The organism is Telluria sp. RT2P19, from assembly GCF_059685725.1.
Genome location: NZ_JCASIL010000002.1, coordinates 280,923 through 306,091, shown reverse-complemented (window position 1 = coordinate 306,091; position 25,169 = coordinate 280,923). Strand labels below are relative to the sequence as shown.

24 protein-coding genes are annotated in these 25,169 nt (G+C 64.3%); 14 read left to right on the top strand and 10 right to left on the bottom strand.

From position 1 onward, the window contains the following. Positions 1 to 301: 301 nt before the first annotated feature. Entirely contained in the window at positions 302 to 826 is a 525-nt protein-coding gene (locus tag AC56KW_RS03510) for a pilin (RefSeq protein ID WP_497169337.1), read from the top strand. A gap of 52 nt (positions 827 to 878) precedes the next feature. Here AC56KW_RS03510 and AC56KW_RS03505 read toward each other — a convergent pair whose 3' ends face one another. Further along, positions 879 to 2,948, bottom strand: coding sequence for a S9 family peptidase (locus AC56KW_RS03505; RefSeq protein ID WP_497169336.1), 2,070 nt, complete (start codon positions 2,946 to 2,948; stop codon positions 879 to 881). A 142-nt stretch (positions 2,949 to 3,090) separates the two neighbouring features. Then, positions 3,091 to 3,546: a fasciclin domain-containing protein gene (locus AC56KW_RS03500; protein WP_497169335.1), complete on the bottom strand. Its 456-nt coding sequence runs from the start codon at positions 3,544 to 3,546 to the stop codon at positions 3,091 to 3,093. Positions 3,547 to 3,805: 259 nt separating this feature from the next. Here AC56KW_RS03500 and AC56KW_RS03495 point away from each other — a divergent pair, with 259 nt between their 5' ends. Next, positions 3,806 to 4,735 carry a MerR family transcriptional regulator gene (locus AC56KW_RS03495; RefSeq protein WP_497169334.1) on the top strand — a complete coding sequence of 310 codons (930 nt, stop codon included), beginning with the start codon at positions 3,806 to 3,808 and terminating at the stop codon, positions 4,733 to 4,735. A 4-nt stretch (positions 4,736 to 4,739) separates the two neighbouring features. Here AC56KW_RS03495 and AC56KW_RS03490 read toward each other — a convergent pair whose 3' ends face one another. The 4 genes from AC56KW_RS03490 to moaC all read right to left on the bottom strand — a co-directional run bounded on the left by AC56KW_RS03490 (position 4,740) and on the right by moaC (position 6,960). Then, positions 4,740 to 5,453 carry a flagellar brake protein gene (locus tag AC56KW_RS03490; RefSeq protein ID WP_497169333.1) on the bottom strand — a complete coding sequence of 238 codons (714 nt, stop codon included), beginning with the start codon at positions 5,451 to 5,453 and terminating at the stop codon, positions 4,740 to 4,742. 133 nt (positions 5,454 to 5,586) lie between these two features. Next, on the bottom strand, positions 5,587 to 5,982 hold the full coding sequence (locus AC56KW_RS03485) for a VOC family protein (protein ID WP_497169332.1): 396 nt from the start codon (positions 5,980 to 5,982) through the stop codon (positions 5,587 to 5,589). Positions 5,983 to 6,013: 31 nt separating this feature from the next. After that, positions 6,014 to 6,337 carry a hypothetical protein gene (locus AC56KW_RS03480; protein ID WP_497169331.1) on the bottom strand — a complete coding sequence of 108 codons (324 nt, stop codon included), beginning with the start codon at positions 6,335 to 6,337 and terminating at the stop codon, positions 6,014 to 6,016. A gap of 116 nt (positions 6,338 to 6,453) precedes the next feature. Then, positions 6,454 to 6,960, bottom strand: a complete 507-nt coding sequence (gene moaC / locus AC56KW_RS03475; protein WP_497169330.1) for a cyclic pyranopterin monophosphate synthase MoaC — start codon at positions 6,958 to 6,960, stop codon at positions 6,454 to 6,456. A 101-nt stretch (positions 6,961 to 7,061) separates the two neighbouring features. On the opposite strand from moaC, the gene AC56KW_RS03470 reads away from it, so the two are divergent. Continuing rightward, positions 7,062 to 8,630 (top strand): M48 family metalloprotease, encoded by a 1,569-nt coding sequence (locus AC56KW_RS03470; protein ID WP_497169498.1) that lies wholly within the window; start codon positions 7,062 to 7,064, stop codon positions 8,628 to 8,630. A gap of 6 nt (positions 8,631 to 8,636) precedes the next feature. On the opposite strand, the gene AC56KW_RS03465 is transcribed toward AC56KW_RS03470, so the two are convergent. Genes AC56KW_RS03465 through AC56KW_RS03455 form a run of 3 tightly spaced genes read right to left on the bottom strand, consistent with a single transcriptional unit; the run spans position 8,637 to position 10,451 of the window. Continuing rightward, the gene (locus tag AC56KW_RS03465; protein ID WP_497169497.1) at positions 8,637 to 9,224 is read right to left on the bottom strand and encodes a DUF2946 family protein; all 588 of its coding nucleotides are present in this window, start codon (positions 9,222 to 9,224) and stop codon (positions 8,637 to 8,639) included. Positions 9,225 to 9,228: 4 nt separating this feature from the next. After that, entirely contained in the window at positions 9,229 to 10,224 is a 996-nt protein-coding gene (locus AC56KW_RS03460; RefSeq protein ID WP_497169496.1) for a YheT family hydrolase, read from the bottom strand. A 32-nt stretch (positions 10,225 to 10,256) separates the two neighbouring features. Further along, on the bottom strand, positions 10,257 to 10,451 hold the full coding sequence (locus tag AC56KW_RS03455; RefSeq protein WP_497169329.1) for a zinc-finger domain-containing protein: 195 nt from the start codon (positions 10,449 to 10,451) through the stop codon (positions 10,257 to 10,259). Between the two features lie 262 nt (positions 10,452 to 10,713). On the opposite strand from AC56KW_RS03455, the gene AC56KW_RS03450 reads away from it, so the two are divergent. The 11 genes from AC56KW_RS03450 to AC56KW_RS03400 all read left to right on the top strand — a co-directional run bounded on the left by AC56KW_RS03450 (position 10,714) and on the right by AC56KW_RS03400 (position 22,304). After that, positions 10,714 to 11,466 (top strand): AzlC family ABC transporter permease, encoded by a 753-nt coding sequence (locus tag AC56KW_RS03450; RefSeq protein WP_497169328.1) that lies wholly within the window; start codon positions 10,714 to 10,716, stop codon positions 11,464 to 11,466. Next, positions 11,459 to 11,803: an AzlD domain-containing protein gene (locus AC56KW_RS03445; RefSeq protein WP_497169327.1), complete on the top strand. Its 345-nt coding sequence runs from the start codon at positions 11,459 to 11,461 to the stop codon at positions 11,801 to 11,803. The genes AC56KW_RS03450 and AC56KW_RS03445 overlap by 8 nt, the downstream gene beginning before the upstream one ends. A 159-nt stretch (positions 11,804 to 11,962) precedes the next feature. Continuing rightward, the gene (locus AC56KW_RS03440) at positions 11,963 to 13,162 is read left to right on the top strand and encodes a phosphoglycerate kinase (protein ID WP_497169326.1); all 1,200 of its coding nucleotides are present in this window, start codon (positions 11,963 to 11,965) and stop codon (positions 13,160 to 13,162) included. A gap of 53 nt (positions 13,163 to 13,215) precedes the next feature. Then, positions 13,216 to 14,676 carry a pyruvate kinase gene (gene pyk / locus AC56KW_RS03435; protein ID WP_497169325.1) on the top strand — a complete coding sequence of 487 codons (1,461 nt, stop codon included), beginning with the start codon at positions 13,216 to 13,218 and terminating at the stop codon, positions 14,674 to 14,676. Between the two features lie 124 nt (positions 14,677 to 14,800). After that, positions 14,801 to 15,865: a class II fructose-bisphosphate aldolase gene (gene fba, locus AC56KW_RS03430; RefSeq protein ID WP_137174668.1), complete on the top strand. Its 1,065-nt coding sequence runs from the start codon at positions 14,801 to 14,803 to the stop codon at positions 15,863 to 15,865. A 427-nt stretch (positions 15,866 to 16,292) separates the two neighbouring features. Then, the gene (locus AC56KW_RS03425) at positions 16,293 to 17,189 is read left to right on the top strand and encodes a phosphoribosylaminoimidazolesuccinocarboxamide synthase (protein WP_497169324.1); all 897 of its coding nucleotides are present in this window, start codon (positions 16,293 to 16,295) and stop codon (positions 17,187 to 17,189) included. Between the two features lie 4 nt (positions 17,190 to 17,193). Next, entirely contained in the window at positions 17,194 to 17,691 is a 498-nt protein-coding gene (gene purE, locus AC56KW_RS03420; RefSeq protein ID WP_497169323.1) for a 5-(carboxyamino)imidazole ribonucleotide mutase, read from the top strand. A gap of 4 nt (positions 17,692 to 17,695) precedes the next feature. Continuing rightward, positions 17,696 to 18,904, top strand: coding sequence for a 5-(carboxyamino)imidazole ribonucleotide synthase (locus AC56KW_RS03415; RefSeq protein WP_497169322.1), 1,209 nt, complete (start codon positions 17,696 to 17,698; stop codon positions 18,902 to 18,904). Between the two features lies 1 nt (position 18,905). Next, a complete protein-coding gene (locus AC56KW_RS03410; protein ID WP_497169321.1) occupies positions 18,906 to 19,937 on the top strand; it encodes an L-threonylcarbamoyladenylate synthase in 1,032 nt (343 codons plus the stop codon). 260 nt (positions 19,938 to 20,197) lie between these two features. Beyond that, complete coding sequence (locus tag AC56KW_RS03405; protein ID WP_497169320.1) at positions 20,198 to 21,559, top strand: SGNH/GDSL hydrolase family protein; 1,362 nt, start codon at positions 20,198 to 20,200, stop codon at positions 21,557 to 21,559. 61 nt (positions 21,560 to 21,620) lie between these two features. Continuing rightward, complete coding sequence (locus tag AC56KW_RS03400; protein WP_497169319.1) at positions 21,621 to 22,304, top strand: OmpW/AlkL family protein; 684 nt, start codon at positions 21,621 to 21,623, stop codon at positions 22,302 to 22,304. Positions 22,305 to 22,906: 602 nt separating this feature from the next. Here AC56KW_RS03400 and AC56KW_RS03395 read toward each other — a convergent pair. Beyond that, on the bottom strand, positions 22,907 to 25,012 hold the full coding sequence (locus tag AC56KW_RS03395) for a putative bifunctional diguanylate cyclase/phosphodiesterase (RefSeq protein ID WP_497169318.1): 2,106 nt from the start codon (positions 25,010 to 25,012) through the stop codon (positions 22,907 to 22,909). Between the last annotated feature and the right edge of the window lie 157 nt (positions 25,013 to 25,169).

Below are 25,169 nucleotides of genomic sequence, written 5' to 3'. Positions count from 1 at the left end.
TCTGACGATCTCTTGATCGGTAACAAAACGGGGAGCTTCGGCTCCCCGTTTTGTTTGGGGTTCCATTTTTTGTCGCCAATAATCGTTAGCTGACAAAAATTGCTCCAAGGCACTGACAAAATTTGTCAGTAGAGACGCCAATTTTTGTCGTGGCACAGGGTTTTATTATCTCAATATTAATAAAATCGACCGTTTTCTGCTGTTTTCGGGCTGGCACAGCGCTTGCATATAGGAAAGCGTAGCAGCAGAGCAGCACAAGACACGTAGTCCCAACTTTCGACATACCACCCTGGAGAGAAAAATGAACTTCAAGCAAATGCCAAGCAAGAAAGCCGAAGGCGGCTTTACCCTGATCGAACTGATGATCGTCGTTGCCATCATCGGTATCCTGGCAGCTGTTGCGATTCCACAGTACAGCAACTACACTGCACGTGCTAAAGCATCGAATGCGCTAAGCGTCGTCAATCCGTACAAAACTGCAGTAGCAATGTGCGTGCAAGAAAATGGCGCAGCCACAAGCTGCAACTCGACGACCAGCCCGGGCGCTTTCCCAGAGTTCGCAGAAACCGCTGAAGTCGACAATGTGACCGTGACCAATGCCGGCGTGATCACGATGACCCTCAAGAATATCGGTGACGGTACCGCAGAAAAAGATGTTATCTTCAAACCAGTCGTGACCGCTAGCGCTGTTGCATGGAACGTGACCACGACCGTGACGAACAACGCAGTTAAGGAATCTCTCCTTAAGAACAGCGTTGAACTCCCAGCAGGCGGCGGCACCGGTGGTGGCGAAGGCGAAGGCGAAGGCGAAGACGGCCCAGGCTAATCTTCACCCCCAACAAAAAGCCCGCTTCACAGCGGGCTTTTTGCTTTCCAGCTTACTTCACAGCAGGCTGCGTCTTCAAATACTGATCCAGCCACCCCACCACGGTGTGATGCCACTGCAGCGAGTTCGCTGGCTTGAGCACCCAGTGGTTTTCATCCGGGAACACCAGCAGCTTGCTGTCGACACCCATGCGCTGCAGCGCGGTGAACGTCCCCAGCGCCTGCGCCGTCGGGATCCTGAAATCGAGGTCGCCCTGGATCACCAGCATCGGCGTCTTCCACTTGTTTACGTGATGAACCGGGTTGAAGCGCTCGTGATTCTCCGGCACCTTGAAGTAAGGGCCGCCGCTTTCCCAATCCGTGAACCACTGCTCCTCGGTCGAGTACGCCATGCCGCGGGTATCGAACACGCCGTCATGGTTGACGATGCACTTGAACTCATCCGACCAGTTACCCGCGATCCAGTTCATCATGTAGCCGCCGTACGACGCCCCCAGCGCGCAGTCGCGTGAACGGTCGAGCCAAGGGAATTTCTGCACCGCCGCGTCGTAGCCCTTCTGCAGGTCGACCAGCGGCTTGCCGCCCCAGTCGTTGCTGATCGCATCGGTGAACTTCTGGCCGTAGCCGGTCGAGCCGTGGAAGTCGATGAACACGGCCGCATACCCCGCACCCGCGTACACCTGCGGATTCCAGCGATAGCTCCAGCTGTTGCCGAAGCTGCCCTGCGGGCCGCCGTGGACGATGAAGGCAACCGCGTACTTCTGGCCCGGCTGGGCGTTCCACGGCTTCATCACATACCCGTGGACGGTCTCGCCATTGGCCCCGGCAAACGAGAACTGCTCGGATTCACCGAAGCGCACATCCTTCAAGCGCTCGGTGTTCAGGTCGGTCAGCTGCTTCGGCTTGCCGCCCAGCTTCATCGAGAACAGTTGCGCGCCCGACTGCAGGTTGGCGTGGGTATAGACCAGGGTGTCGCGCCGCAGGTCGTAGGCGCCCACCGCGCCCTTGTCGGTCAGCGGCGTCACCTTGCCGCTGGCGACGTCGATCGAGAACAGGCGGTGCTGGCCGATGTCTTCGGCATCGACGATCAGCGCCTTGCCATCCGCACGCCACATCAGGTTGCCGGCCGAACGGTCCCAGTCGGCCGCGAGCTTGCGTTTCTGGCCAGTGGCCACGTCCATCAGCATGACCTGGTAGCGGTCGGCCTCGAAGCCGGGACGCGCCATCGCCAGGTAGGCCAGCGTGCGGCCGTCCGGCGAAAAGGTGCCCTTGGTATCCCAGGCCGGATTGTCCTGGGTCAGGTTGCGCGGCGCGGCGCCGCCGGCGGCAGGGACGCTGTACAGGTCGAAGTTGGTCGACCAGGCCTCGGTCTTGCCGGCGATGCGGCTTGAAAACACGATGGTCTTGCCGTCCGGGCTGAAACGGTACTCTTCCCGGTCGCCGAAAGGCTTCGACGGCACGTCCCCGTCGAGCGAGCCGGACAGGCTGACCGGCTCGCCGCCGGCCTTGCCATCGGCGCCCAGCGGCGCCGAGAACAGCACCGCGTTGCGGTGGTCGTTCCAGGTATCCCAGTGGCGCACGAACAGGCGGTCATAGACCTTGCCGGTGGCCTTGTCCTTTTCCTTGGCGTCGAGGCGCGACCTGGTGCAGGCCAGGTCGGCGCAATCGCGGAACACGGTCAGGCTGAAGGCCAGGCGGTCGCCGCTGGGAGCCAGGCGGAAGTTGTCGATGTCCAGCGGCAGGCTGGTGACCTGCACCGGCTCGCCGCCGTTGACCGGCTGGCGCCACACCTGCGACGAGCCCGAGCGCGCCGACAGGAAATACACGGCGTCGCCAGAGGGCGACCACTCCGGGTCGCTGCTGCTGGACGCATGCTGGCTCAGGCGTTGCGGCACCGGCTTGGCGGCGCGCAGGTCGACCATCCACAATTGGGTATTGCCACGGTTCTTTTCCATATCCGTGCTGCGCACGGTATAGATCACGCGCGTGGCGTCCGGCGACACGGCCGGGCTGCCGACCCGTTCCATGTTGACCAGGTCTTCCACGGTAAAGCCGCGCGGCGCGGCCGTCGCGGTGGTGGCGGCCAGCAGGGCCGCTGCCATCGTCAGCAAGCGAAATGTCATTCCATCCTCGTCGATCAGTGCCACGGCCGGGTGCCGCAGGCAAGCCGGCAATTTACCACGATGTCACCAGGCATGAAACCGAACCATTCCCCGCAGCCGGCGGCGCCAGGCGGGGAAACGCTACCGTACGAGGAAGAGGCAATTATTTAGGCATGATGACCGTATCGATCACATGGATGACACCATTATCGGCAGCGATATCGGTCTTGGTCACCGTGGCCTTGTCGACCATGACCTTGCCGCCCGCGACCTTTACCGCGAACGCGCTGCCTTCGACGGTCTTGACGTCGCCGGGCTTGACGTCGGCGGCCATGACCTTGCCAGGCACCACGTGGTAGGTCAGCACCTTGGCCAGTGCCGCCTTGTCGTTCAGCAGTGCGTCGAGTTTGACTTTCGGAATTTTTGCAAATGCCGCATCGGTCGGGGCGAACACGGTAAACGGACCCGGCCCTTTCAGGGTGTCGGTCAGGCCGGCGGCCTGGACGGCGGTAACCAGCGTATTGAAGGTGCCGGCCGATTTGGCCGTATCCACGATATCGGCCGCCTGTACCGAACTGAAAGCAAACGCGAGTGGCAGAGCGATCAGGATTTTTTTCATAGTAGACTCCAGAAGTGGGTTTTGATGGTTCATGGTGAACCGATCTGAGACAAATTTACCTGTGATTTAGCCTGTAGTCTAATGTGTGACTCGATAATGTTTGATAATATGGGTTCAACAAAGGTTCATCATTTTTGGATACTGTTGAGTGGCGGGACTGCATTTTTCTCCAATATGTGACACCATGCAGTTTCAGAATAATGGTTCAACTTCGGGGCGTGTAATGACAGAATCTTATAAAACGGGACAAGAAAGGATCATGTACCGCACTGGCGCTGCCGCACGGCTGGCCGGCCTGCCGGTAGAAACCCTGCGCGTATGGGAGCGCCGCTACAGCCTGTCGGACGCCCAGCGCTCCGAGCGCGGTCAGCGCCTGTACTCGGCCGAACAGGTCGCGCGCCTTGGCCTGCTCAAGCAACTGGTCGACCAGGGGCATTCGATCGGCGTGCTCGCTGGCCTGAGTCGTGACCAGTTGCAATCGATGCTCGGTCTGGATGGCCAGGCCAAGGCGGTCGCGTCGGCGCCCGTTCGGGTGCTGCTGGTCGGCGCCATGCTGGCGCGGCGCGTGGTCGCCATGGGACAGGGCGCCCTGGGCCTGGATGTACGCGGCCACTGCGCCGGCCTGGCGCTGGCCGAGGAATTGCCGCGCGACGCAGGCGCCGACGTGCTGGTGATCGAGCAATCCGAGCTCGACGAACGGGTGATGCCGGCCATCGCCAGCGCGCGCGAAGCCACCGGCGTCGCCGCGGTGGTCGTGCTGTATCGCTTCTGCTCGAGCGCCACGATCCGCGCCCTGCGCGCGCAAGGTTGCCTCGTCGCGCGCATCCCCGCCGACCTGAACGAGCTGGCGCTGCTATGCCAGTCGGCCCTGACCGGCCACCGCCCGCCGGTGCAGGAGCCGCTCGCGGCGGCCGTGGCGCCGCCGCGCTTTGCCGACGAAGACCTGGCCAATATCTCGGCGGCCGGCAACTGGCTGACCTGCGAATGCCCACGCCATCTGTCCGAACTGCTGCTGATGGTCGGAAGTTTCGAGCGCTACAGCCAGCAATGCGCCTCGCGCAATCCGGAAGACGCCGCGTTGCACGCCGAGCTGGCGTTGGCCTCGGGCCGCGCGCGGGTCGTGCTGGAAGCGGCCATGGAGCGGCTGGCGGTCGAGGAAGGATTGCCCCTGCCGAAAGGCTGGGCTTGAGGGTTCAGACGATCCTGCCGCGATCGGTCAGCAGCGCCTCGTAGGTCATGTTCTGCAGCAGCGTGTAATGGACCGGATCGAGGTCGATGAATTGCATGCCATAGCTGTACATCCCGGCCCGGCCGTCGGTGGGTTTGCCAATCGCGAGATTCTTGATGCTGGCCCGGGTGCGGATGGGCGTTTCCCGGTTGCGGGGCTGGACCACCAGCGCGAACTGCAGATCCACGATGTCTTCTTCCGGTGGGAAGGGCTGTGACGAATCGATGCGCGCGCCCGTAACCGACACGTTCGCCAGCAGGCAATCCAGCGGCGCCGCGCCATGCTTCAGCCCAGCCACCTGCACCGGCAAATCGGCCCGCACGCGCATCGCGCCGCGCAGGCTGGTGCCCTGGATCGAGGTGGGAAAGGACAGGTGCACGTAGAACAGGGGGCGGGAAAAGACGCGCTCGACTGAACAGGCGAACGAGCATACGTTCACGCCCGAGAATTCCCGGATGGTGACCCGCTCGCCTTCGGTCAGCCCGATCGGCACGCCATCTTCGAAAGGAATCCTGACGATCAGGTACGCGTCCTTGACGTAGCCGATGAGGCTGGAAAAATGCGGTACCGGCTTGACCCGTCTGTGGGTGATCAATTGCAGACGGACACCGACCTGCATGGTCAAGGTGCCGAACTCGAATTCCTGGGGCTTCAGCTCATGGGCTTGAGCACTTCTCATATCGGTAAAACAAGCGGGCAGACATTGCCACAGAGAAAAGCAGTCATGGTAGCAGCAGCTTGTCCCGGCGATGTATCATAATGTCACTGCTTGCGTCCGATTGAACGTGACGAGACGCTCATAAGACGCCTGCTCAGGTCAGGTTGAGTTGCCAGGACACGCCGAAGCGATCGTTCAGCCAGCCGAACTTGCGGCTGAATCCGTAATTATCCGGTGGCATCAGCATTGCGCCGCCGTTCGCCAGCTGTGAAAAAGCGCTATCGAATTCGGCCTCGTCCTCGCATTCGACGAACAGCGACACCGATGGCGTGAAGGTAAACGCGTGCTTGGCCGGACTGTCGATGCAGATCACGTCCTGGCCCGCGAGGGTAAAATCGGCCCGCTTGACGGTCCCTTCGGGCCCCATCTCGCCGGCCTCGTAATGCGCGATCTGCTTGATGCAGGAGCGGGGGAACAGGGAAACGTAAAAGCGCATTGCTTCCTCGGCCGACCCTTCGAACATCAAGAAAGGGGTGATGCTGCGCGCCATCGGGACTCCTTGTGAAACGGGATGGACATGCTCAGCGTGCGGGTTTCCAGCCAGCCGCCATGCCGTCGGCAAAGCTCTGGCCCATGATGTCGACCGCCTTCTGGTTAGCGCTGATGAGCCGCCCGAACGACTGCTGCTGGACCGAGACGGCGTTCCTGGTCAGGGCTTCGGCGCATGATTGCGAGGCGGCGATGAAGGCCTTCATGGTCTCTTCCATGATGATCTTGGCCGAGCTGATCCAGAGTTGCTCCATGCTGGCGCGGGTCGAGTCCGCGTACACATTGGCGATCTTCAAAAATGTATCCTGGTAGGGCAGGGCGGTCGCTGCGGTGAACTGCGGGTATGCGTTCGTCATGACACATCCTCTCGGGCAGAAGCAGGTTGAAGTGGGGAAAGACGCACGGAGGCGTCGCCCCTCAGTATAGGCCGAGTATTGACGCTGTCTACAATATTGCGCAGGCTGCCTGACGATCAGGCGTCGATAGCGGCCGTCCAGTCGCCGCTCTTGCCGCCGTGCTTCTCCAGCACCCGGATGTTCGTCATCACCATCCCGCGGTCGACCGCCTTGCACATGTCATAGACAGTCAGCAGGCCGACCTGTACCGCAGTGAGCGCCTCCATCTCGACCCCGGTCTTGCCGATGGTTTCCACCTGCGCCCGGCAATGCACGCTATTGGCCGCCTCGTCGATCTCGAAATCCACCGCCACCCGCGTGATCGGCAGTGGATGGCATAGCGGCACCAGGTCGCCGGTGCGCTTGGACGCCATGATCGCCGCAATCCGCGCAATCCCGATCACATCCCCTTTCTTCGCATTCCCCGAGGTGATGAGCCCCAGCGTCTCCGGCTTCATGCGGATGGTCCCGGCCGCCACCGCGACGCGGTGCGTGTCCTGTTTCGCGCCGACGTCGACCATATGGGCCTGGCCGGTGGCGTCGAAGTGGGTCAGATGGTCTGCGGTCGGGGTAGGATTCGTCATTACGCGGTAAATATGGTCAGGTTACAAAATGGATCGCTGGACAGCAGTTCATGCCCGGATGCAGGTATGATAGCACCGTGAAATCCGTCGTCCGTCCAGCAATGGCGCGCCGCTGGTGCGCTTCCTTGTCCGTCATGGCCTTGTGCATGGCGACCGCGTTCCCCGTTGCCGCGCAGTCCGAGGTGCTCAGGCGACCCGATTCGACGCGCCTGCCCACGCTCGGCGATACCGCGCGCGTCGACCTGTCGCCCGTCGTCGAGCGCAAGCTGGGCGAAGAAATCATGCGCGACATCCGGCGCGATCGCGATTACCTCGACGACGAGCCGATCGCCGAATACCTGAATAATTTCGGCAATGCCCTGGTCGCCGCCGTGCCCGGCTCGCGCGGCGAAACCAATGCTGATTTTCACTTCTTTGCCGTGCGCGATCCGGCCCTGAACGCGTTCGCCCTGCCGGGCGGCTTCATCGGCGCCCACTCGGGCCTGATCATCGCGGCCCAGGCCGAATCGGAACTGGCCGGCGTGATGGCGCACGAGATCGGCCACGTCACCCAGCGCCACATCGCGCGCATGCTGGGCCAGCAGCGCCAGGACGTGCTGCTGCCACTGGCGGCGATGATCCTGGCCGCGCTGGCGGCCCGGGCCAGCTCGGATGCCGCCATGGGCGTGCTGATGGGCGGCCAGGGCCTGGCCGTCCAGCGCCAGCTGAACTTCAGCCGCGACGCCGAGCGCGAGGCCGACCGTGTCGGCTTCCAGATCATGGAGGCGGGCGGCTATGACACCACCGGCATCGTCGCCTTCTTCCGGCGCCTGCAGAACGCTTCTAAACTGTATGGCGACCTGCCGGCAGGCCTGTCCAGCCTGAGCAGCCACCCGCTGACCCAGGAGCGGATCACCGACATGCAGGCGCGCATCCGCGAGATCCCCAAGAAGCAGCGCGTCGACAGCCTGGATTTTCATCTGGTGCGCGCGCGCATCCGCGTGCTGCAGGACCCTAGCGAGCAGGGCCGGCGCGCCACCCGCACCGCCTTCGAGACCCAGCTCAAGGAACAGACCCACCGCCAGCAGCAGGCCGGCGCCCAATATGGACTGGCCTACCTGGCGCTCAAGCAGAACGACCTGGCCGGCGCGCAGCGCTGGCTCGACAAGGCGCGCGAGACGATGAAGCCGCGCGAAGGCGTGCTGTCGGTGGCGACGAACGTGGGCGATGGCGCCACCATGTTTGCCGGACTGGCGCTCGAGATCAAGATGGCGCCGGGCCAGCCGGCCGCCGTGCTCGAGGAAGCGGTCAAGGAAGCCGACGCGGCGCGCCAGCGCTTCCCGCTGTCGCGCGCGCTGACGCACCAATACGCCGAGGCGCTGATCGCGACCAGCCGGTTCGACGAGGCGGCGCGCTTCCTGCGAGAGCAAGCCCAGCAATATCGCGAGGAATACAAGCTGCAGGACATGCTGGCCAAGACCTATGCCAAGCAGGGCAAGTTCGCGCTGCAGCACATGGCGCTGGCCGAATCGTATGTCCTGGCCGGCGCCGTGCCGGCGGCGATGGCCCAGCTGGAATTGGCGCGCAAGTCCAGCGATGCCTCGTTCTACGACCAGGCCGTGATCGATGCGCGCGTCCGCGAGCTGCAGGAGCGTCAGAAGAAAGAAAAGGAAGAAGCCGAAGAACGCTGACCGGTCCTATGGCGCCGGCGTCTGGATGAATCCGAACGTGCGCGGCACCTCGCCCGAGGCCACCCTTTCCACGGCAAGGCGCTTGCCATTCCACGGCAGAATCAAACGGCCCGAACCATCCTCCAGCCAGCCCATCACCGCCTCGTCCGACGCCGCAGTGCCATCAAGCTCGAGCAAGCCCAGTACCTGGGCCATATCGCGGTCGTCCAGCTGCGCCACCGTCTTGCCCGCCACGAAGACCAGCGCCCCGGCGTCGCTCAACACCACCCGCTCGACCCCGGCCAGCGCCTGCCCGGTCTGCAGCACCAGCCCCTGCTGCGGATCGGTGCGCGCGATATAAGGCGTCGCCTCCAGGTTGACGTACACCCGCTGCGGCCCGTTCTGGAAATACCAGTTGCCGCGCTCGTCGTGCAGGTAATTGCGGTTGATGAAACCCACCAGCTTTTCATTGTTCAGCCGGTCGCCTGGCGCATTGGCGCGCTGCGCCGCTTCGTCGCGCATGCGCCAGCCGCCGCGCGCGTCGAGTGCGAGCCAGCCATAGCAGTGGGGTACGTTCGGCCATTTGGCCATTGCCTGTTTTACGATATCGTCCATAGTATTACGCAGCATCGCACGGTTCGGCCGGCGCCAGCGCGCGCTTATCCTGCACGGCCGCGGCAACGGTATCGAAATGGTCAAGAATGCGCCGCGGCAGCCAGTCGATCCGCCCCGGGAAAGGGCCGACGGCAAAGCCGACGTGCCCGCCCTGTGCGGGATACTCGAGCGTCACCGTTGGTGACGCCGACGCCGGCAGGTGAATGCCCGGCAAGAACGGGTCGTTGCGCGCATTGAGCACCAGGGTCGGCACCGTGATGTCGCGCAGTACGTGACGCGCGCTGGCGCGGTGCCAGTAGTCGTCGGTGTCGCGGTAACCGTGCAGCGGCGCGGTGACGACATTGTCGAAGGCGTACAGGTCGCGCGCGGCCAGCAGGGCGCTGCGGTCGAACAGGCCGGGAAATTGCTCCAGCTTGGCCAGGCACTTCGGCTTGAGCGTCTGCAGGAACATCCGGGTGTACAGCATATTGAAGCCCGACGACAGCGCTTCGCCGCCGCGCGCCAGGTCGAGCGGGGCCGACACGGCGCAGGCCGCATCGATGAACCCGGCGCCGTGGCCCGATTCTCCCAGCCAGCGCAGCAGCGCATTGCCGCCCAGCGAGACACCGGCCGCATACAGCACGCCCCGGTAACGCGCGCGCAGGGTGCGCAGGATCCAGTCGATTTCCCCGGCGTCGCCCGAGTGATAGAAGCGCGGCGCCAGGTTCGCTTCGCCGGAACAGCCGCGAAAATGCGGCACCACGCCCGACCAGCCGCGCGCGCCAAGGGCAGCCATCAGGCCGCGGGCGTAATGGCTGTTCGAACTGCCTTCCAGGCCATGGAACAGCACCACCAGCGGCTGGCCGGGCTGGCCATCCACGAAATCGAGGTCGACGAAGTCGCCGTCCGCGCTATGCCAGCGCTCGCGCCGGTAGGCGACGGGCGGCTTGGCGATGCAGGTCGCCGGATAGATGGTCTGCAAGTGACCGCCAGGCAGCCATGAAGGAGCGGGGTAGTGCATGAAAAAGAGGCACATGCGTGCCTCTGGAGAAATCAGTGGTGCTTGAGCACGGTGCCCGGCGCCAGGCGATACCCGGTGCCGCAGTACGGGCACTTTGCTTGACCGTGGTGGTCGAAGTCGAGGAAGACGCGCGGGTGCGAGGACCACAGCGGCATCGCCGGGTTGGGGCAGTAGGCCGGCAGGTCCTCGGCCTTGAGCTCCACCACGGGCATCGTCTTTTGGTTCATCTGTTTCTCCGTCAGGCAAGTTGGGCAAAGACTGGATTTTAACGGATTCGCTCTATTGCCGAAATGACCGTAAAATAATGCACCCAACATAAGGGGCACGGACGCGGCCTGTTATATTGGGCGTCCAACTGGTGCCACCTCTTCACATGCGCTTCATGCCCGACCGTTTCACGTCCGCCGTTATCGCCGTCACCCCCGGGTATCGTTGCATGAATGCCACAGCCCATGTCGTAATACGCGCCGCCCTGCCACGGTCCGCCGCATGAGCGCGGCCGACGGCCAGGGCCAGCATCCCGCCGCCATCGGCGACGCGCCGAACCGCGACGCCTGGAACGAAGGATTCAAGACCGGCTTGCCGACCCTGTTCGGTATCGCCGCCTGGGGCCTGGTGGTCGGCATCGCCATGGTCAAGAGCGGCCTGTCGGTGCCGCAGGCGCTGGGCATGACCCTGCTGGTGTTCGCCGGCTCGGCGCAACTGGCCTCGCTGCCGCTGATCGCCGCCCAGGCCCCGATCTGGGTCATCTTCGCCACCGCCCTGGTGGTCAACCTGCGTTTCGTGATCTTTTCCGCGCTGCTGGGGCCGCATTTTGCCCACCTGCCCTGGCGGCAGCGTTTCTATCTCGGCTATATTTCGGGCGACCTGACGGTCGCGCTGTTCCTGCAGCGCTATCCGACCCAGGAGCCGGCGGTCGGCAAGCTGTCCTACCTCAAAGGCTTGATGTTTCCGAACTGGTTCGCCTGGCAGGTCGGGTCCTGCATCGGCATCTTCCTCGGCAGCGCGGTGCCGGCCGAATGGGGTCTTGGCTTTGCCGGCACCCTGGCCATCCTGTGCATCATGGTGCCGCTGATGATCAACAACGCGGCCCTGTGCGGCGTGCTGGTGGCGGGGGCGATCTCCGTGCTCGCCTACGATCTGCCGTACAAGCTGGGGCTGCTGCTGGCGGTACTGGTGGGGATGGTCACCGCGATGGTGATCGAAGAAACGCTGGCGAAAGCGAAGGTGCGCCGTGGCTGACTGGGAAATCTGGGTCGTGATCGGCGTGCTGTGCGTGGCCACCGCCGCCACCCGCAGCGCGTTCTGGATGATCGGCCACCGCGTGACGATCCCGCCGCGGGTGCAGGAAATGCTGCGCTACGCCCCGGCCTGCGCACTGGCCGCCATCATCGGACCTGATTTTTTGATCGATACGCATGGCGACATCCAGCCCACGCTGGCCAACCCGAAGCTGCTGGCCGGCGGCGCCGCCTTCCTGTTCTACCTGTGGCGCCGCAGCATGCTGCTGACGATCTTGTTCGGCATGCTGGTATTTACCTTGTTGCGCGTATTGCATGTTTTCGGCGCCGCAGGCTAGCGCGCCTCCACAATCCGCTGCGCGTTGCGGTACCGGTTTGTGATGCTCGCTGTGCATCCGTACAGCTGCGCTTCCGACCGCCACCGCTGCCGCCCGCGACGATTTTTCGAGGCCCGCTAATGTACAATGGCGTTTTTTCACTATTGCCACGCCGACCAAATGGACGCTCTCCGTTTCACCCGCCTGCAAGACCTGATCGACCAACAAGCGCTGCAAGGCAAGCGCGTCTTCATCCGCGCTGACCTGAACGTTCCACAAGATGACGCTGGAAATATCACCGAAGATACGCGCATCCGCGCCTCGGTGCCGGCGATCCAGGCCGCGGTCAAGGCCGACGCGGCGGTGATGGTGACGTCGCACCTCGGTCGTCCGACCGAGGGCGAGTTCAAGCCGGACGACAGCCTGGCGCCGGTCGCCAAGCGCCTGTCCGAGCTGCTGGGCCAACCGGTCGAACTGAAGCAGGACTGGGTGGACGGCGTCGACGTCGCCCCTGGCTCGGTCGTGTTGCTGGAAAATTGTCGCGTCAACAAGGGCGAAAAGAAAAACAGCGACGAACTGGCCCAGAAGATGGCCAAGCTGTGCGACGTCTACGTCAACGACGCCTTCGGCACCGCCCACCGCGCCGAAGCGACCACCCACGGCATCGCCAAGTTCGCGCCCGTCGTCGCTGCCGGCCCGCTGCTGGCGGCTGAACTCGACGCCCTGGGCAAGGCCCTGGGCCAGCCGCAGCGTCCGCTGCTGGCCATCGTCGCCGGCTCGAAAGTCTCGTCGAAGCTGACCATCCTGCAAAGCCTGGCCGACAAGGTCGACAACCTGGTCGTCGGCGGCGGCATCGCCAATACCTTCATGAAGGCCGTGGGTCTCAATATCGGCAAGTCGCTGGTCGAGAACGACCTGGTCGATGAAGCCCGGGCCATCATCGAGAAAATGTCGCAGCGCGGTGCACAGGTGCCGATTCCGGTCGATGTCGTGTGCGCGAAAGAGTTCGCCCCGACCGCCGCCGCCACCGTCAAGGATGTCGCCGACGTGAGCGATGACGACATGATCCTCGATATCGGCCCTAAAACCGCCGCCATGCTGGCCGAGCAGGTCGCCAAGGCTGGCACCATCGTCTGGAACGGTCCGGTCGGTGTCTTCGAATTCGACCAGTTCGCCGAGGGTACCAAGACCCTGGCGCTGGCCATCGCCAGCTCCCAGGGCTTCTCGATCGCCGGCGGCGGCGACACCCTGGCCGCGATCGCAAAATATAAGATTGCCGACCAGATCGGCTATATTTCGACCGGCGGCGGCGCCTTCCTCGAATTCCTCGAAGGCAAAACCCTGCCAGCTGTCGACATCCTGCTGCAACGCAGCGCTTAAAGAGAGACCCCAGCGCAGCCCTGCTGCGCTTTGTTTTTATACAAGGACAATCCATGTACCGTGGCACCAAGATCGTCGCAACCATCGGCCCTGCTTCGACCGACTTCGATATTCTCGTCAAAATGATCCGCGCCGGCGTCGACGTCGTGCGCCTGAATTTCTCGCACGGGAAGGCGCAGGACCATATCGATCGGGCTGCCCTGGTACGCCGCGCCGCTGCTGAATGCGGCCGTGAAGTGGCCATCATGGCCGATATGCAGGGTCCCAAGATCCGCGTCGGCAAGTTTGAAGAAGGCAAGATCTTCCTGGAGAACGGCGACCGCTTCATCCTGGACGCCAAATGGGGCGATAACGGTGAGCTGGGCAACCAGGAACGCGTCGGCCTCGACTACAAGGCGCTGCCGCGCGACGTCAAGCCGGGCGACCGGCTGCTGCTCAACGACGGCCTGATCGTGCTGATCGTCGACCGCGTCGTCGGCCACGAGATCTATACCACGGTCAAGGTTGGCGGTGAATTGTCAAACAACAAGGGCATCAACCGCCAGGGCGGCGGCCTGACCGCACCGGCATTGACCTCGAAGGACATGGAAGACATCAAGACCGCGATGAGCTTCCAGGCCGACTACCTCGCCATCTCGTTCCCGAAAAGCGCGACCGACATGGAAATGGCGCGCCAGCTGGCCAATATCGCCGGCGAGCCGTATGCCCACAAGCCGATGATGATCGCCAAGATCGAGCGTGCCGAAGCGATTCCGGTGCTGCAAGAGATCCTGGACGCATCCGACGGCATCATGGTCGCCCGCGGCGACCTGGCGGTCGAAGTCGGCAACGCCGCCGTGCCGGCGCTGCAAAAGCGCATGATCCGCATGGCGCGCGCGTCGAACAAGCTGGCGATCACCGCGACCCAGATGATGGAGTCGATGATCGTCAACGCCGTGCCGACCCGCGCCGAAGTGTCGGACGTCGCCAACGCCGTGCTGGATGGCACCGACGCCGTCATGACCTCGGCCGAGACCGCGTCGGGCAAGTACCCGATCGAGACCGTCGAGATGATGGCCGCGATCTGCGTCGAAGCCGAGCAGTCCGAATACAACAAGATCGACGTCGATTTCCTGAACCAGCAGTTCACCCGCATCGACCAGACCATCGCCTACGGCACGCTGTTTACCGCCCACCACCTGAGCGTGAAGGCGATCGTGGCGCTGACCGAGTCGGGTTCGACCGCCCTGTGGATGAGCCGCTACAGCATCGACACCCCGATCTTCGCCCTGACCCCGCTGCAGACGACGCAGCGCAAGGCGTCGCTGTACCGGAATGTGCGAGCATTCAACCTGCCGCAGGGCGGCGGCAGCAATGCCGTGCTGCGCAAGGCAGAGGAATTGTTGATCAGCGAAGGCTTCATCCGCAAGGGCGACCTGATCATCGTCACCTGGGGTTCGCCGATGGGCGAGGCCGGTGGCACCAATGCACTCAAGATCGTGCGCGCCGGCGACCGCGGCCCCGAATATGATTAAAGCGACTTCACGAGTAGCCTGAGACGCGACAGCGGCATCTGCCTGGCGCCGTCCAGGACGGATGGCGCCGCGCTCGGCATTCGGGAGTCCCGGACAAGTTTCTTTATTGTTTTGGAGTACAACCATGGCACTCGTATCACTGCGTCAATTGCTGGACCACGCTGCGGAAAACGGCTACGGCTTGCCCGCATTTAACGTCAACAACCTGGAGCAGGTGCAGGCCATCATGGCCGCCGCCGACGCCGCCAACAGCCCGGTCATCATGCAAGCCTCGGCCGGCGCGCGCAAGTACGCCGGCGAGGCATTCCTGCGCCACCTGATCGACGCAGCCGTCGAAGCCTACCCGCACATCCCGGTCGTCATGCACCAGGATCACGGGCAGTCGCCGGCGGTCTGCATGGCCGCGATCCGCTCGGGCTTTTCCTCGGTGATGATGGACGGTTCGCTGGAAGCCGACGGCAAGAGCGTCGCCAGCTACGAATACAACGTCGAAGTCTCGAAAGAGGTCGTCAAGTTCGCCCACTCGATCGGCGTCACCGTCGAAGCCGAGCTGGGCGTGCTGGGCTCGCTCGAGACGATGAAGGGCGACAAGGAAGACGGCCACGGCGCGGACGGCACCATGACCCGCGAACAGCTGCTGACCGACGTCGACCAGGCGGCCGACTTCGTCAAGCGCACCCAGTGCGACGCCCTGGCCATCGCCATCGGGACCTCGCACGGCGCCTATAAATTCACGCGCAAGCCGACCGGCGACATCCTGGCGATCGACCGCATCAAGGAAATCCACGCCCGCATCCCGAACACCCACCTGGTGATGCACGGCTCGTCGTCGGTGCCGCAAGAGCTGCTGGCGATCATCCGCGAATTCGGCGGCGACATGAAGGAAACCTATGGCGTGCCGGTCGAAGAGATTCAAGAGGGCATCAAGCACGGTGTCCGCAAGATCAATATCGACACCGACATTCGCCTGGCGATGACGGCCGCGATCCGCAAATACATGTTCCAGAACCCGTCCAAGTTCGACCCGCGCGACTACCTGAAGCCGGCGCGCGAAGCGGCGATGGAAGTATGCAAGGCGCGCTTCCTGTCGTTCGGCTGCGAAGGCCAGGCAAGCAAGATCAAGCCAATCCCGCTGGACAAGATGGCCGAGCGCTACAAGGCGGGTGAACTGGCGCAGATCGTCCAGTAAATACGGATTGCGATCACATGTAATATGGATCGCAACCACATGTATACGGATCGCGACCACATGTAATATGGATCGCGACCACATGTAATACGGATCGCGATCATATGTAATACGGATCGCGATCACATGTAATATGGATTGCGATCACATGTAATACGGATCTCGATCGCGTGTAAATACGGACCGCGATCACATGTGGGGTGGACGGGTTTCCCGTCCACGCGTTCAAACCAAGCATGCCTCGTGGCAAAGCATGCGCTGCTTGGACGCGTGGACGGCGCAGCCATCCACCCCACGTGTTCTGCCGCCAGTTTGACCGGCCGCAGCACAATTTGACGTAAAATATCGCATTGCACAGGCTCGTACGGCCTGACTTTCTCAACCGGCGGACCTGTCCGCCGGTTTCCGCTTTCCTGATAGCCCATCTATGAACAGCCTCTACCAATCCTCCATCCAGTCCCTGCCACTGCTCGGTCACGGCAAGGTGCGCGATAACTACGCCGTCGGCGACGACAAGATCCTGATCGTCACCACCGACCGCCTGTCGGCCTTCGACGTGGTCATGAACGAGCCGATCCCGGGCAAGGGCATGGTGCTGAACCAGATGAGCGATTTCTGGTTCGAGAAGCTCGGCCACATCGTGCCGAACCACCTGACCGGCGTGGCGCCGGAAAGCGTGGTCGCCGAGAACGAGGTGGAGCAGGTACGCGGCCGCGCTGTCGTGGCCAAGCGCCTGAAGCCGATCATGGTCGAAGCCGTCGTGCGTGGCTACATCATCGGTTCGGGCTGGAAGGACTACCAGCAAAGCGGCGCGATCTGCGGCATCCAGCTGCCAAGCGGCCTGCGCCAGGCCGACAAGCTGCCCGAGCCGCTGTTCACCCCGGCCGCCAAGGCCGATATCGGCGAGCACGACGAAAACATCTCGTTCGCCCAGATGGAAGAAAAAATCGGCGCCGAACTGGCCGCCAAGATGCGTGACATCAGTATCAAGCTGTATACCGCCGCCGCCGAATACGCCGCCACCCGCGGCATCATCATCGCCGACACCAAGTTCGAGTTCGGCCTCGATGAAGACGGCGTGATGCACCTGATGGACGAAGTCCTGACCGCCGATTCGTCGCGCTTCTGGCCGGCCGACTCGTACGCGCCGGGCATGTCGCCGCCGTCGTTCGACAAGCAGTTCGTGCGCGACTACCTGGAAACCCTGACCGACTGGGGCAAGACCGCACCGGCCCCAAGCTTGCCGGCGGACGTGATCGAAAAAACCCAGGCCAAGTATTTCGAAGCCATCGAACGCCTGACCGGCGAGAAGCTGAAGGCGTAAGCAGATGACGGATCAAGCAAAGCCCCTGGTCGGCGTGATCATGGGTTCCTCGTCCGACTGGGACGTGATGAAGAACGCGGTCGACATCCTCAAGCAATTCGGGGTGCCGTTCGAGGCCTCGGTGATCTCGGCCCACCGCATGCCGGACGAGATGTTCACCTACGCCGAACAAGCCCGTTCGCGCGGCCTGCGCGCCATCATCGCCGGCGCCGGCGGCGCGGCCCACCTGCCTGGCATGGTGGCCGCCAAGACCATCGTGCCGGTGCTGGGCGTGCCGGTGCCGTCGAAATACCTGCGCGGCGAGGATTCGCTGCTGTCGATCGTGCAGATGCCGAAAGGCGTGCCGGTGTCGACCTTCGCCATCGGCGAAGCCGGCGCCGCCAACGCGGCCCTGACCGCGGTGGCGATCATCGCCGCGGGCGACGACGCGCTGGCCGACAAGCTGGAGCAGTTCCGCCGCGACCAGACCGCCGCTGCCCAGGCCATGACTCTTCCTCTGTAAGTCAATGACTCAACCCGCATCGTCCCCACTTCTCCCGTCCGCCGATCCATCGACCTGGCTCGGCGTGATGGGCGGCGGCCAGCTCGGCCGCATGTTCGCCCACGCCGCCCAGGCGATGGGCTACAAGGTCGCCGTGCTCGAGCCGAGCGCCGATTGCCCGGCCGGCCAGGTGGCCGACCGCACCGTCGAAGGCGGCTACACCAATGGTGGCGCGCTGGCCGAGCTGGCGGCCCTGTGCTCGGCCGTCACCACCGAATTCGAGAACGTCCCGGCCGACAGCCTGGCCTTGCTGGCCGCCGACAGTTTCGTGGCGCCGGCAAGCGCCTGCGTGCAGGTCGCGCAAGACCGCATCCTCGAGAAGAAATTCTTCGTCGACTGCGCGCCGGCGTCGAAAGTGATGCCGGCCCCGCACAAGACCATTGCCTCGCAGGCTGACATCGACGCCATCGATGACAGCCTGCTGCCGGGCATCCTCAAGACGGTGCGCATGGGTTATGACGGCAAGGGCCAGGTCCGCGTGCGTTCGCGCGAGAACGTGCGCACGGCCTTCGACACCATGGGTGGCGTGACCTGCCTGCTGGAGAAGATGCTGCCGCTGGCCTACGAAGTGTCGGTCCTCACCGCGCGCGGCCACGACGGCGCATCGGTCGTGTACCCGATCGCCGAGAACGTCCACCGCGACGGCATCCTGTTTACCACCACCGTGCCGGGACCGAACGTGTCCGAAGCCTGTGCGAAACAGGCGCAGGACGCGGCGCGCGCCATCGTCGCCCAACTGGGTTACGTGGGCGTGCTGTGCATCGAGTTCTTCGTGCTCGAAGACGGCACCCTGGTCGTCAACGAGATGGCGCCGCGGCCGCACAACAGCGGCCACTACACCATGGACGCCTGCATCACCAGCCAGTTCGCGCAGCAGGTGCGCGCGATGGCGCGCCTGCCGCTGGGTGACGTGCGCCAGCATTCGCCGGCCGTCATGCTCAATATCCTGGGCGATGTGTGGTTTGAAAACGATGGCGAAGGCGTGCCTGAAAACGCGCGCGAACCGGCCTGGGACCAGGTCCTGGCGCTGCCCGGCGCCAACCTGCACCTGTACGGCAAGAACGACCCGCGCCGCGGCCGCAAGATGGGCCACGTGACCTTCGTGGCGCCGACGCTGGCCGAGGCGCAGGACAGCCTGCGCGCCGCCTGCGCCATCCTCGGCATCGGACAATAAGATGGACGAGCAGCACATCGACCCGGCGGCCATCGCCGCCGCCGCGCGCGCGCTCGAGGCGGGCGCGCTGGTCGCCTTCCCGACCGAGACCGTGTATGGCCTGGGCGCCGACGCCGAGAACCCGGCGGCGGTGGCCGCCATCTACGCCGCCAAGGGACGCCCGCAAGACCACCCGGTGATCGTGCACCTGGCGCCGGAAGCCCCGCTCGACTACTGGGCCTGCGATATCCCTTCGGAGGCACAGGCGCTGGCCGATGCCTTCTGGCCCGGCCCGCTGACCATGATCCTCAAGCGCGCGCCGAATATCCCCGACGCCGTCAGCGGCGGCCAGGACACGGTCGGCCTGCGCTGCCCGTCGCACCCGGTGGCGCTGGCGCTGCTGCGCGCCTTCAAGGGCGGCAAGGGCGGCGTCGCCGCGCCGTCGGCCAACAAGTTCGGCCACGTCAGCCCGACCCTGGCCCAGCATGTCCGGGACGAATTCGGCGCGGACGGCAGCGTTGCCGTGGTGCTCGACGGCGGCGCTTCGCAGGTCGGCATCGAATCGACCATCGTCGACCTGTCGCGCCTGGCCACCCACGGCCCGGTGCTGCTGCGGCCCGGCCATATCTCTGCCTCCGCAATCGCCGCCGTGATCGACCGCCTGCCAAGCGCGCCGGATGCTGCCGCCCCGCGCGCCTCGGGCACGCTCGAATCGCATTACGCCCCGCACACGCCGGTGGCGATGCAGGAGCGTGCGACGCTGCTGGAGACCCTGGCCGCGCTGCATGGCGCCGGCCGCAAGGTCGCGCTGATCCACACCAGCGACATGCCGGCGACCCTGGCCGCCCTGCGCCTGCCGGCCGCGCCCGACGGCTTTGCCCATGCCCTCTACGCCGCGCTGCGCGCGATGGACGGGCAGGGCGCCGATGTGATCCTGGTCGAGGCGCCGCCGCAAGGCGGCGACTGGCTGGGCGTCAATGACCGCCTGCGCCGCGCCGCACACGGTTCGACGGGTATCGTGCATGGTTTGCTCAACACCCAAGCTAAAATTTAACTTGTATCAATAAAAGCGCATGGCGGGGCTCAAACGCCCCGTCTTTAGCCCTGCTTCGTTACAAATTCGCCTCTTTCTGTCCAGAAAACGGTGGTTATAATCCCTTCCCTCAGGCTAGCCCATCCCTTTTGGGAGATGGGGTAGCAGAATGCCTACACGCAATGGAATTTGCTATACAAGCGATTTGAACGCTGGCATAGTAAGCACGATGCGAATAGCACGGACGTTCGTTTCATAATAATTTCTATTCAGGAGACACAATGCGTCATACCAAGATCGCGCTCGCCGTTCTGACGGCAGCCGTACTGACCGCATGCGGCGGTGGCACCAGCCCGGCCGGCGGCGACCAGACCACCAAGCTCGCCTTCACCAATATGGTGTCCTTCGGCGACAGCCTGTCGGACGTCGGCACCTACCGCGTCGGCGCGGTCGCGGCCGCCGGCGGTGGCAAGTTCACCATCAATGGCGACAGCACCGCCAGGAACGTCGACCTGACCGGCAAGATCTGGCTCGATTTCATGGCCGCGCAGCTCAAGCTGCCGGCGCCGTGCGCCGCCCAGACCGGCCTGCAGGGCGATGCATCGCTCGGCTTCAACGTGCCGATCGTAAACCACCCGAATTGCTTCAACTACGCGCAGGGGGGTTCGCGCGTCGTCAATCCGGTCGGCCCGGGCAATATCGCCACCGGCTCGCCGATCGGCGAAATGACGACCCCGATGGTCACCCAGATCGCCAATCACCTGACCAAGACCGGCAACAAGTTTACCGGCACCGAGCTGGTGACCGTGCTGTCGGGCGGCAATGACGTGCTGATGCAGCTGGCCGCAGTCACCAGCGCCGGCACCGCCGCCGGCGCGCAAGCCTTCGCCACCGCCCTGGCCACCCGCCTGGCGGCCGGCGCGACCAATCCGCAAGCCGCGGCGCAAGCCATTGGCCTGGCGATCGCCACCGAAAACGCGCGTCCGGGCAAGACCGACCAGACCGTGGTGCAGGCTGCCGTGCGCGCAGCCGCGACCCAGCCGGGCAACCAGGCCATGGCCCAGCCGGCCGTATACGGCCCGATCGTGGCGGCGGCCCAGGCCGACGGCACCGCGGCCGGCAACACCGCCGCTACCGCCTACGCCAGCGCCAACGCGACCGCGATGGTCACCGCCCTCGGCACCGCCGGCGCGCAGATGGCCGGCCTGGTCAAGAACGAACTGCTGGCCAAGGGCGCCAAGTACGTCATCGTCGCCAACCTGCCGGACGTCGCCAGCACCCCGACCGCCAAGTCGCGTCCGGTCGCGATCCAGCAACTGGTCACCGCCATGGTCAACGCCTTCAACACCCAGCTGAAAGCCGGCCTGGGCGCCGATGATGCGCGCGTCCTGTACACCGACCTGTACAGCGTCAGCAACGACCAGGTGAAGAACCCCGGCCCCTATGGCCTGACCAATACCAGCACGCCGGCCTGCGCCGAAAACGCCCTGGGCACGACCTCGCTGATCTGCACCGCGAACAACACGGTCGCCGGTGATGTGAGCCGCTACATGTTCGCCGACGGGATCCACCCGACCCCGTTCGAGAACGACCTCATCGCCCGCTACGTCTTCAGGGACATGGCAACCAAGGGCTGGCTGTAAGGGCCGAACAGCGGCGGGCCTGCCTCGATGGCGGGCCTACTCACACACATCAGGAGAAATTATGAAAGTTCGTTTCAACAGCATGATCAAGGTGCTGGGTGTGGCTGCCGGGCTGGCATTCGCGTCCGGCGCATACGCGCAATCGGCCGGCCAGATCACGGCCAAGATCGGTTTCAACCGCTTGATGCCGAAGGTCGAGAGCGGCGACATCAGCGCGCCGGCGCTGCCGGGCACCAAGGCCGACGTCGGCGCCGACATGCAGCCGGTGCTGATCCTGTCGTACAGCCTGACCGACAATATCTCGCTCGAAGGCGCGCTCGGCACGCCGTACAAGCACAGCATCTACGGCGCCGGCGCGATCGACGGCACCGGCAAGCTGGGCGAGGTCGAGGCATTGCCGCCAACCGCTTTCGTGCAATACCGCTTTGGTTCGCCAACGTCGGCCTTCCGTCCGTTCGTGGGCGTGGGCCCGACCTATGCCTACTTCATGAAGGAACGCGGTTCGGGCAAGATGACCGCAATCACCAATCCGGGCAGCGACGTGCCGACCACCTTCAAGATCGACAACAAGCTGACCTACAGCGCGCAAGTCGGCGTGGCGATGAACTTCGACGAGCGCTGGTTCGCCGACGCCACCATCATCAAGACCCGCCTGCGCACCGACGTGCACTTCTCGACCGGCCAGACCCAGTTCATGAAGCTGGATCCGGTGGCGATCGTGCTGGCGGTGGGTTACAAGTTCTGAGCGCGGCGTTTGCCACGTGACAGAAGCTCGCCACGCGCGTTCAGATCACGGGCGCGTCGCGGCAATGCGTACGGTAATTGGACGCGTGGGCGGAAATCCGCCCACCCTACCGGCATGACGCCGCGCGGGCTCCGGTGGCGATCGTTCTTGCGGTGGGTTACAAGTTCTGAGCGCGGCGTTTGCTACGTGACAGAAGCTCGCCACGCGCGTTGATGCCGCCCACGCGTTCAGATCACAGACGCGTCGCGGCGATGCATACGATACTTGGACGCGTGGGCGGAAATCCGCCCACCCTACCGGCATGACGCCGCGCGCGCTCCGGTGGCGATCGTGCTGGCGGTGGGTTACAAGTCTGAGCGCGGCGTTTGCCACGTGACAGAAGCTCGCCACGCGCGTTGATGCCGGTAGGGTGGGCGGCTATGCCGCCCACGCGTTCAGATCACGGGCGCGCCGCGGCAATGCATACGGTAATTCAGATCATGGGCGCGTCGCGGCAATGCGTACGATAATTGGACGCGTGGGCGGAAATCCGCCCACCCTACCGGCATGACGCCGCGCGCGGGCTTTTTTACTTGGCGACCCGCACCTGCCGGGGTAGGCGCTTAATGCATCCCACGCGCGTATTGCGCGAAAAGCTCCGCGCTGAGCGCGCGCTGGTACAGGAAACCCTGGTAGATGTAGCAGCCGGCATCCGATAGAAACTGGCGCTGTCCCGGCGTCTCCACCCCTTCCGCGATCACCTGCAGGCCCAGGCTGTCGCCCAGCGCGATGATCGAGCGCACGATCGAGGCGTCGTTCTGGTCGGTCAGGACGTCGCGCATGAAGGAATGGTCGATCTTCAATTGGTCGAGCGGCAGCTTGCGCAGGTAGGCCAGCGACGAATATCCGGTCCCGAAATCGTCCAGCGAAAAACTCAGCCCGCGCCGCTTGAGCGTGGCCATCGTGTGCGCCGTTTGCGTGAAATCGGTGACCACCAGGCCCTCGGTCAGTTCCAGTTTGAGGCCCGACGGCTGCACCCCGCTGTACTCGAAGATCGCCTGCAGCATGGGCACGAAATCGGGCTCGGTGAACTGGCGCGCGCTGACGTTCACCGACAGGGTCAGGCCGGCCGTTTCGGGCACGCGCTGCCAGCGCGCCAGCTCGGCGCAGGCGGTGCGCAGCACCCAGCTGCCGATATCGATGATGATCCCGCTCTCTTCGGCGGCGTGGATGAACTCACCCGGATACAGCACCCGGCCATTGGGCAGGCGCCAGCGCAGCAGGGCCTCGGCGCCGATCACGCGGCCCGCGCGGTCGAGCTGGGGCTGGTAGTGCAGCACGAACTCGTCGTTCTGCAGGGCGCGCCGCAGGCCGCCTTCGAGCTCGGCGCGCGCCGACCAGGCGGCCTGCGCCGCCGGGTCGTGGAAGCGGAAGGTGTTGCGGCCCGCGGCCTTGGCCTGGTACATCGCGGCGTCGGCCTGGCGCAGGGTCGATTCGACCGTGTCGTGGATACCGCACAAGGTCACCACCCCGATGCTGACCGAGACCGAGTAGCTCAGGTCGCCCAGCTGGAACGGCGCGGCCAGCGCGGCGACCACCTTGGCGGCCACGATCTCGGCCTGGCTCGCGGCCAGTTCACGCGTGTCCTCGACCGGCTGGATCAGCACCACGAACTCGTCGCCGCCCAGGCGCGCCACCATGTCGGCCTCGCGCACGCAATGCTCGAGGCGGCGCGCCACCGCCTGCAGCAGCTCGTCGCCGGCGGCATGGCCCCGGCTGTCGTTGAGGAATTTAAAATTGTCGAGGTCGCAGAACATCAGCGCGCCATACTTGCGTGTGCGCGCGCTGCCGAGCAGGGCGCGGCGCAGGTGGTCGAGCAGGTTGGCGCGGTTCGGCAGCTCGGTCAGGTGGTCGAAGTAGGCGAGCCGGAAGATCCTCGATTCGTTCAGCTTGCGTTCGCTGATGTCGGTGCCGATCACCAGGATCTTCTGGCAGGCGCCGAGCGTGCTGTTCGGCCCCAGCAGGGTCCAGCTGGTGTCGGTGTCGACCGTCGAGCCGTCGCGCCGCACGTGGGCCAGTTCGCCCGACCATTCCCCGGCCTGGAGCGTGTGCCTGAATGCTTCTTCGTAGAGCGCGGGCTGGTCGCACAACAGATCGCAGAAGCGCTTGCCGAGCGCTTCCTGGGCGCTCCAGCCGTACAGGCGCTCGGCGCCATGGTTCCAGTAGGTGATGGCCGAATGCATGTCCATCGCGATGATGGCGTCGCGTGCACGCTGCAGGAACGAGGCTTGCTCTTGCATCTTGAAATCGGCCACCTTGAGGCGCGTGAAGTCGGACAGGAAGCCTTCGAGCATGCCGGGCGGGCCATTCGACAGGTTGAGCGAACCCTGCTCGCAGATCCAGCGCACCTCGCCGCTCGCGGTGCGGATCCGGTAGGTCACCTGGTAGGCGCGGCCCTGGGCCAGCGCCAGCGCGACGGCGCTGTCCACCAGCACGCGGTCTTCGGGAAAGATGATCGAGCCAAAGGCCATGCCCGGTCGCGCGGTGAACGCCGCCGGCGAATAGCCGGTCAGTTTCTCGACCCCATCGCTGATAAATTCGATCGTCCAGTCGCGGTCGTAATGGCAGCGATAGACGGCGCCCGGCAGGTTACTGAGCAGCAGCTTGAGCGACAATGTCCCGGCCTGCTCGGGCAGGGATGGATCCAGCATGGGCAGCGTCGCACTCATCTGTTCTCACTCTCATCAAGTGGAGGTGGATACGATCTTCATGCATCGTGCATCGATGGTAGCGTAAATACCTGCGCGCACAGGATGACGGCGAGACTGGTAGCGCTAAAGATTGTCAAATGAGAACGCCATACCACGGAATGTGACATATTTTTCA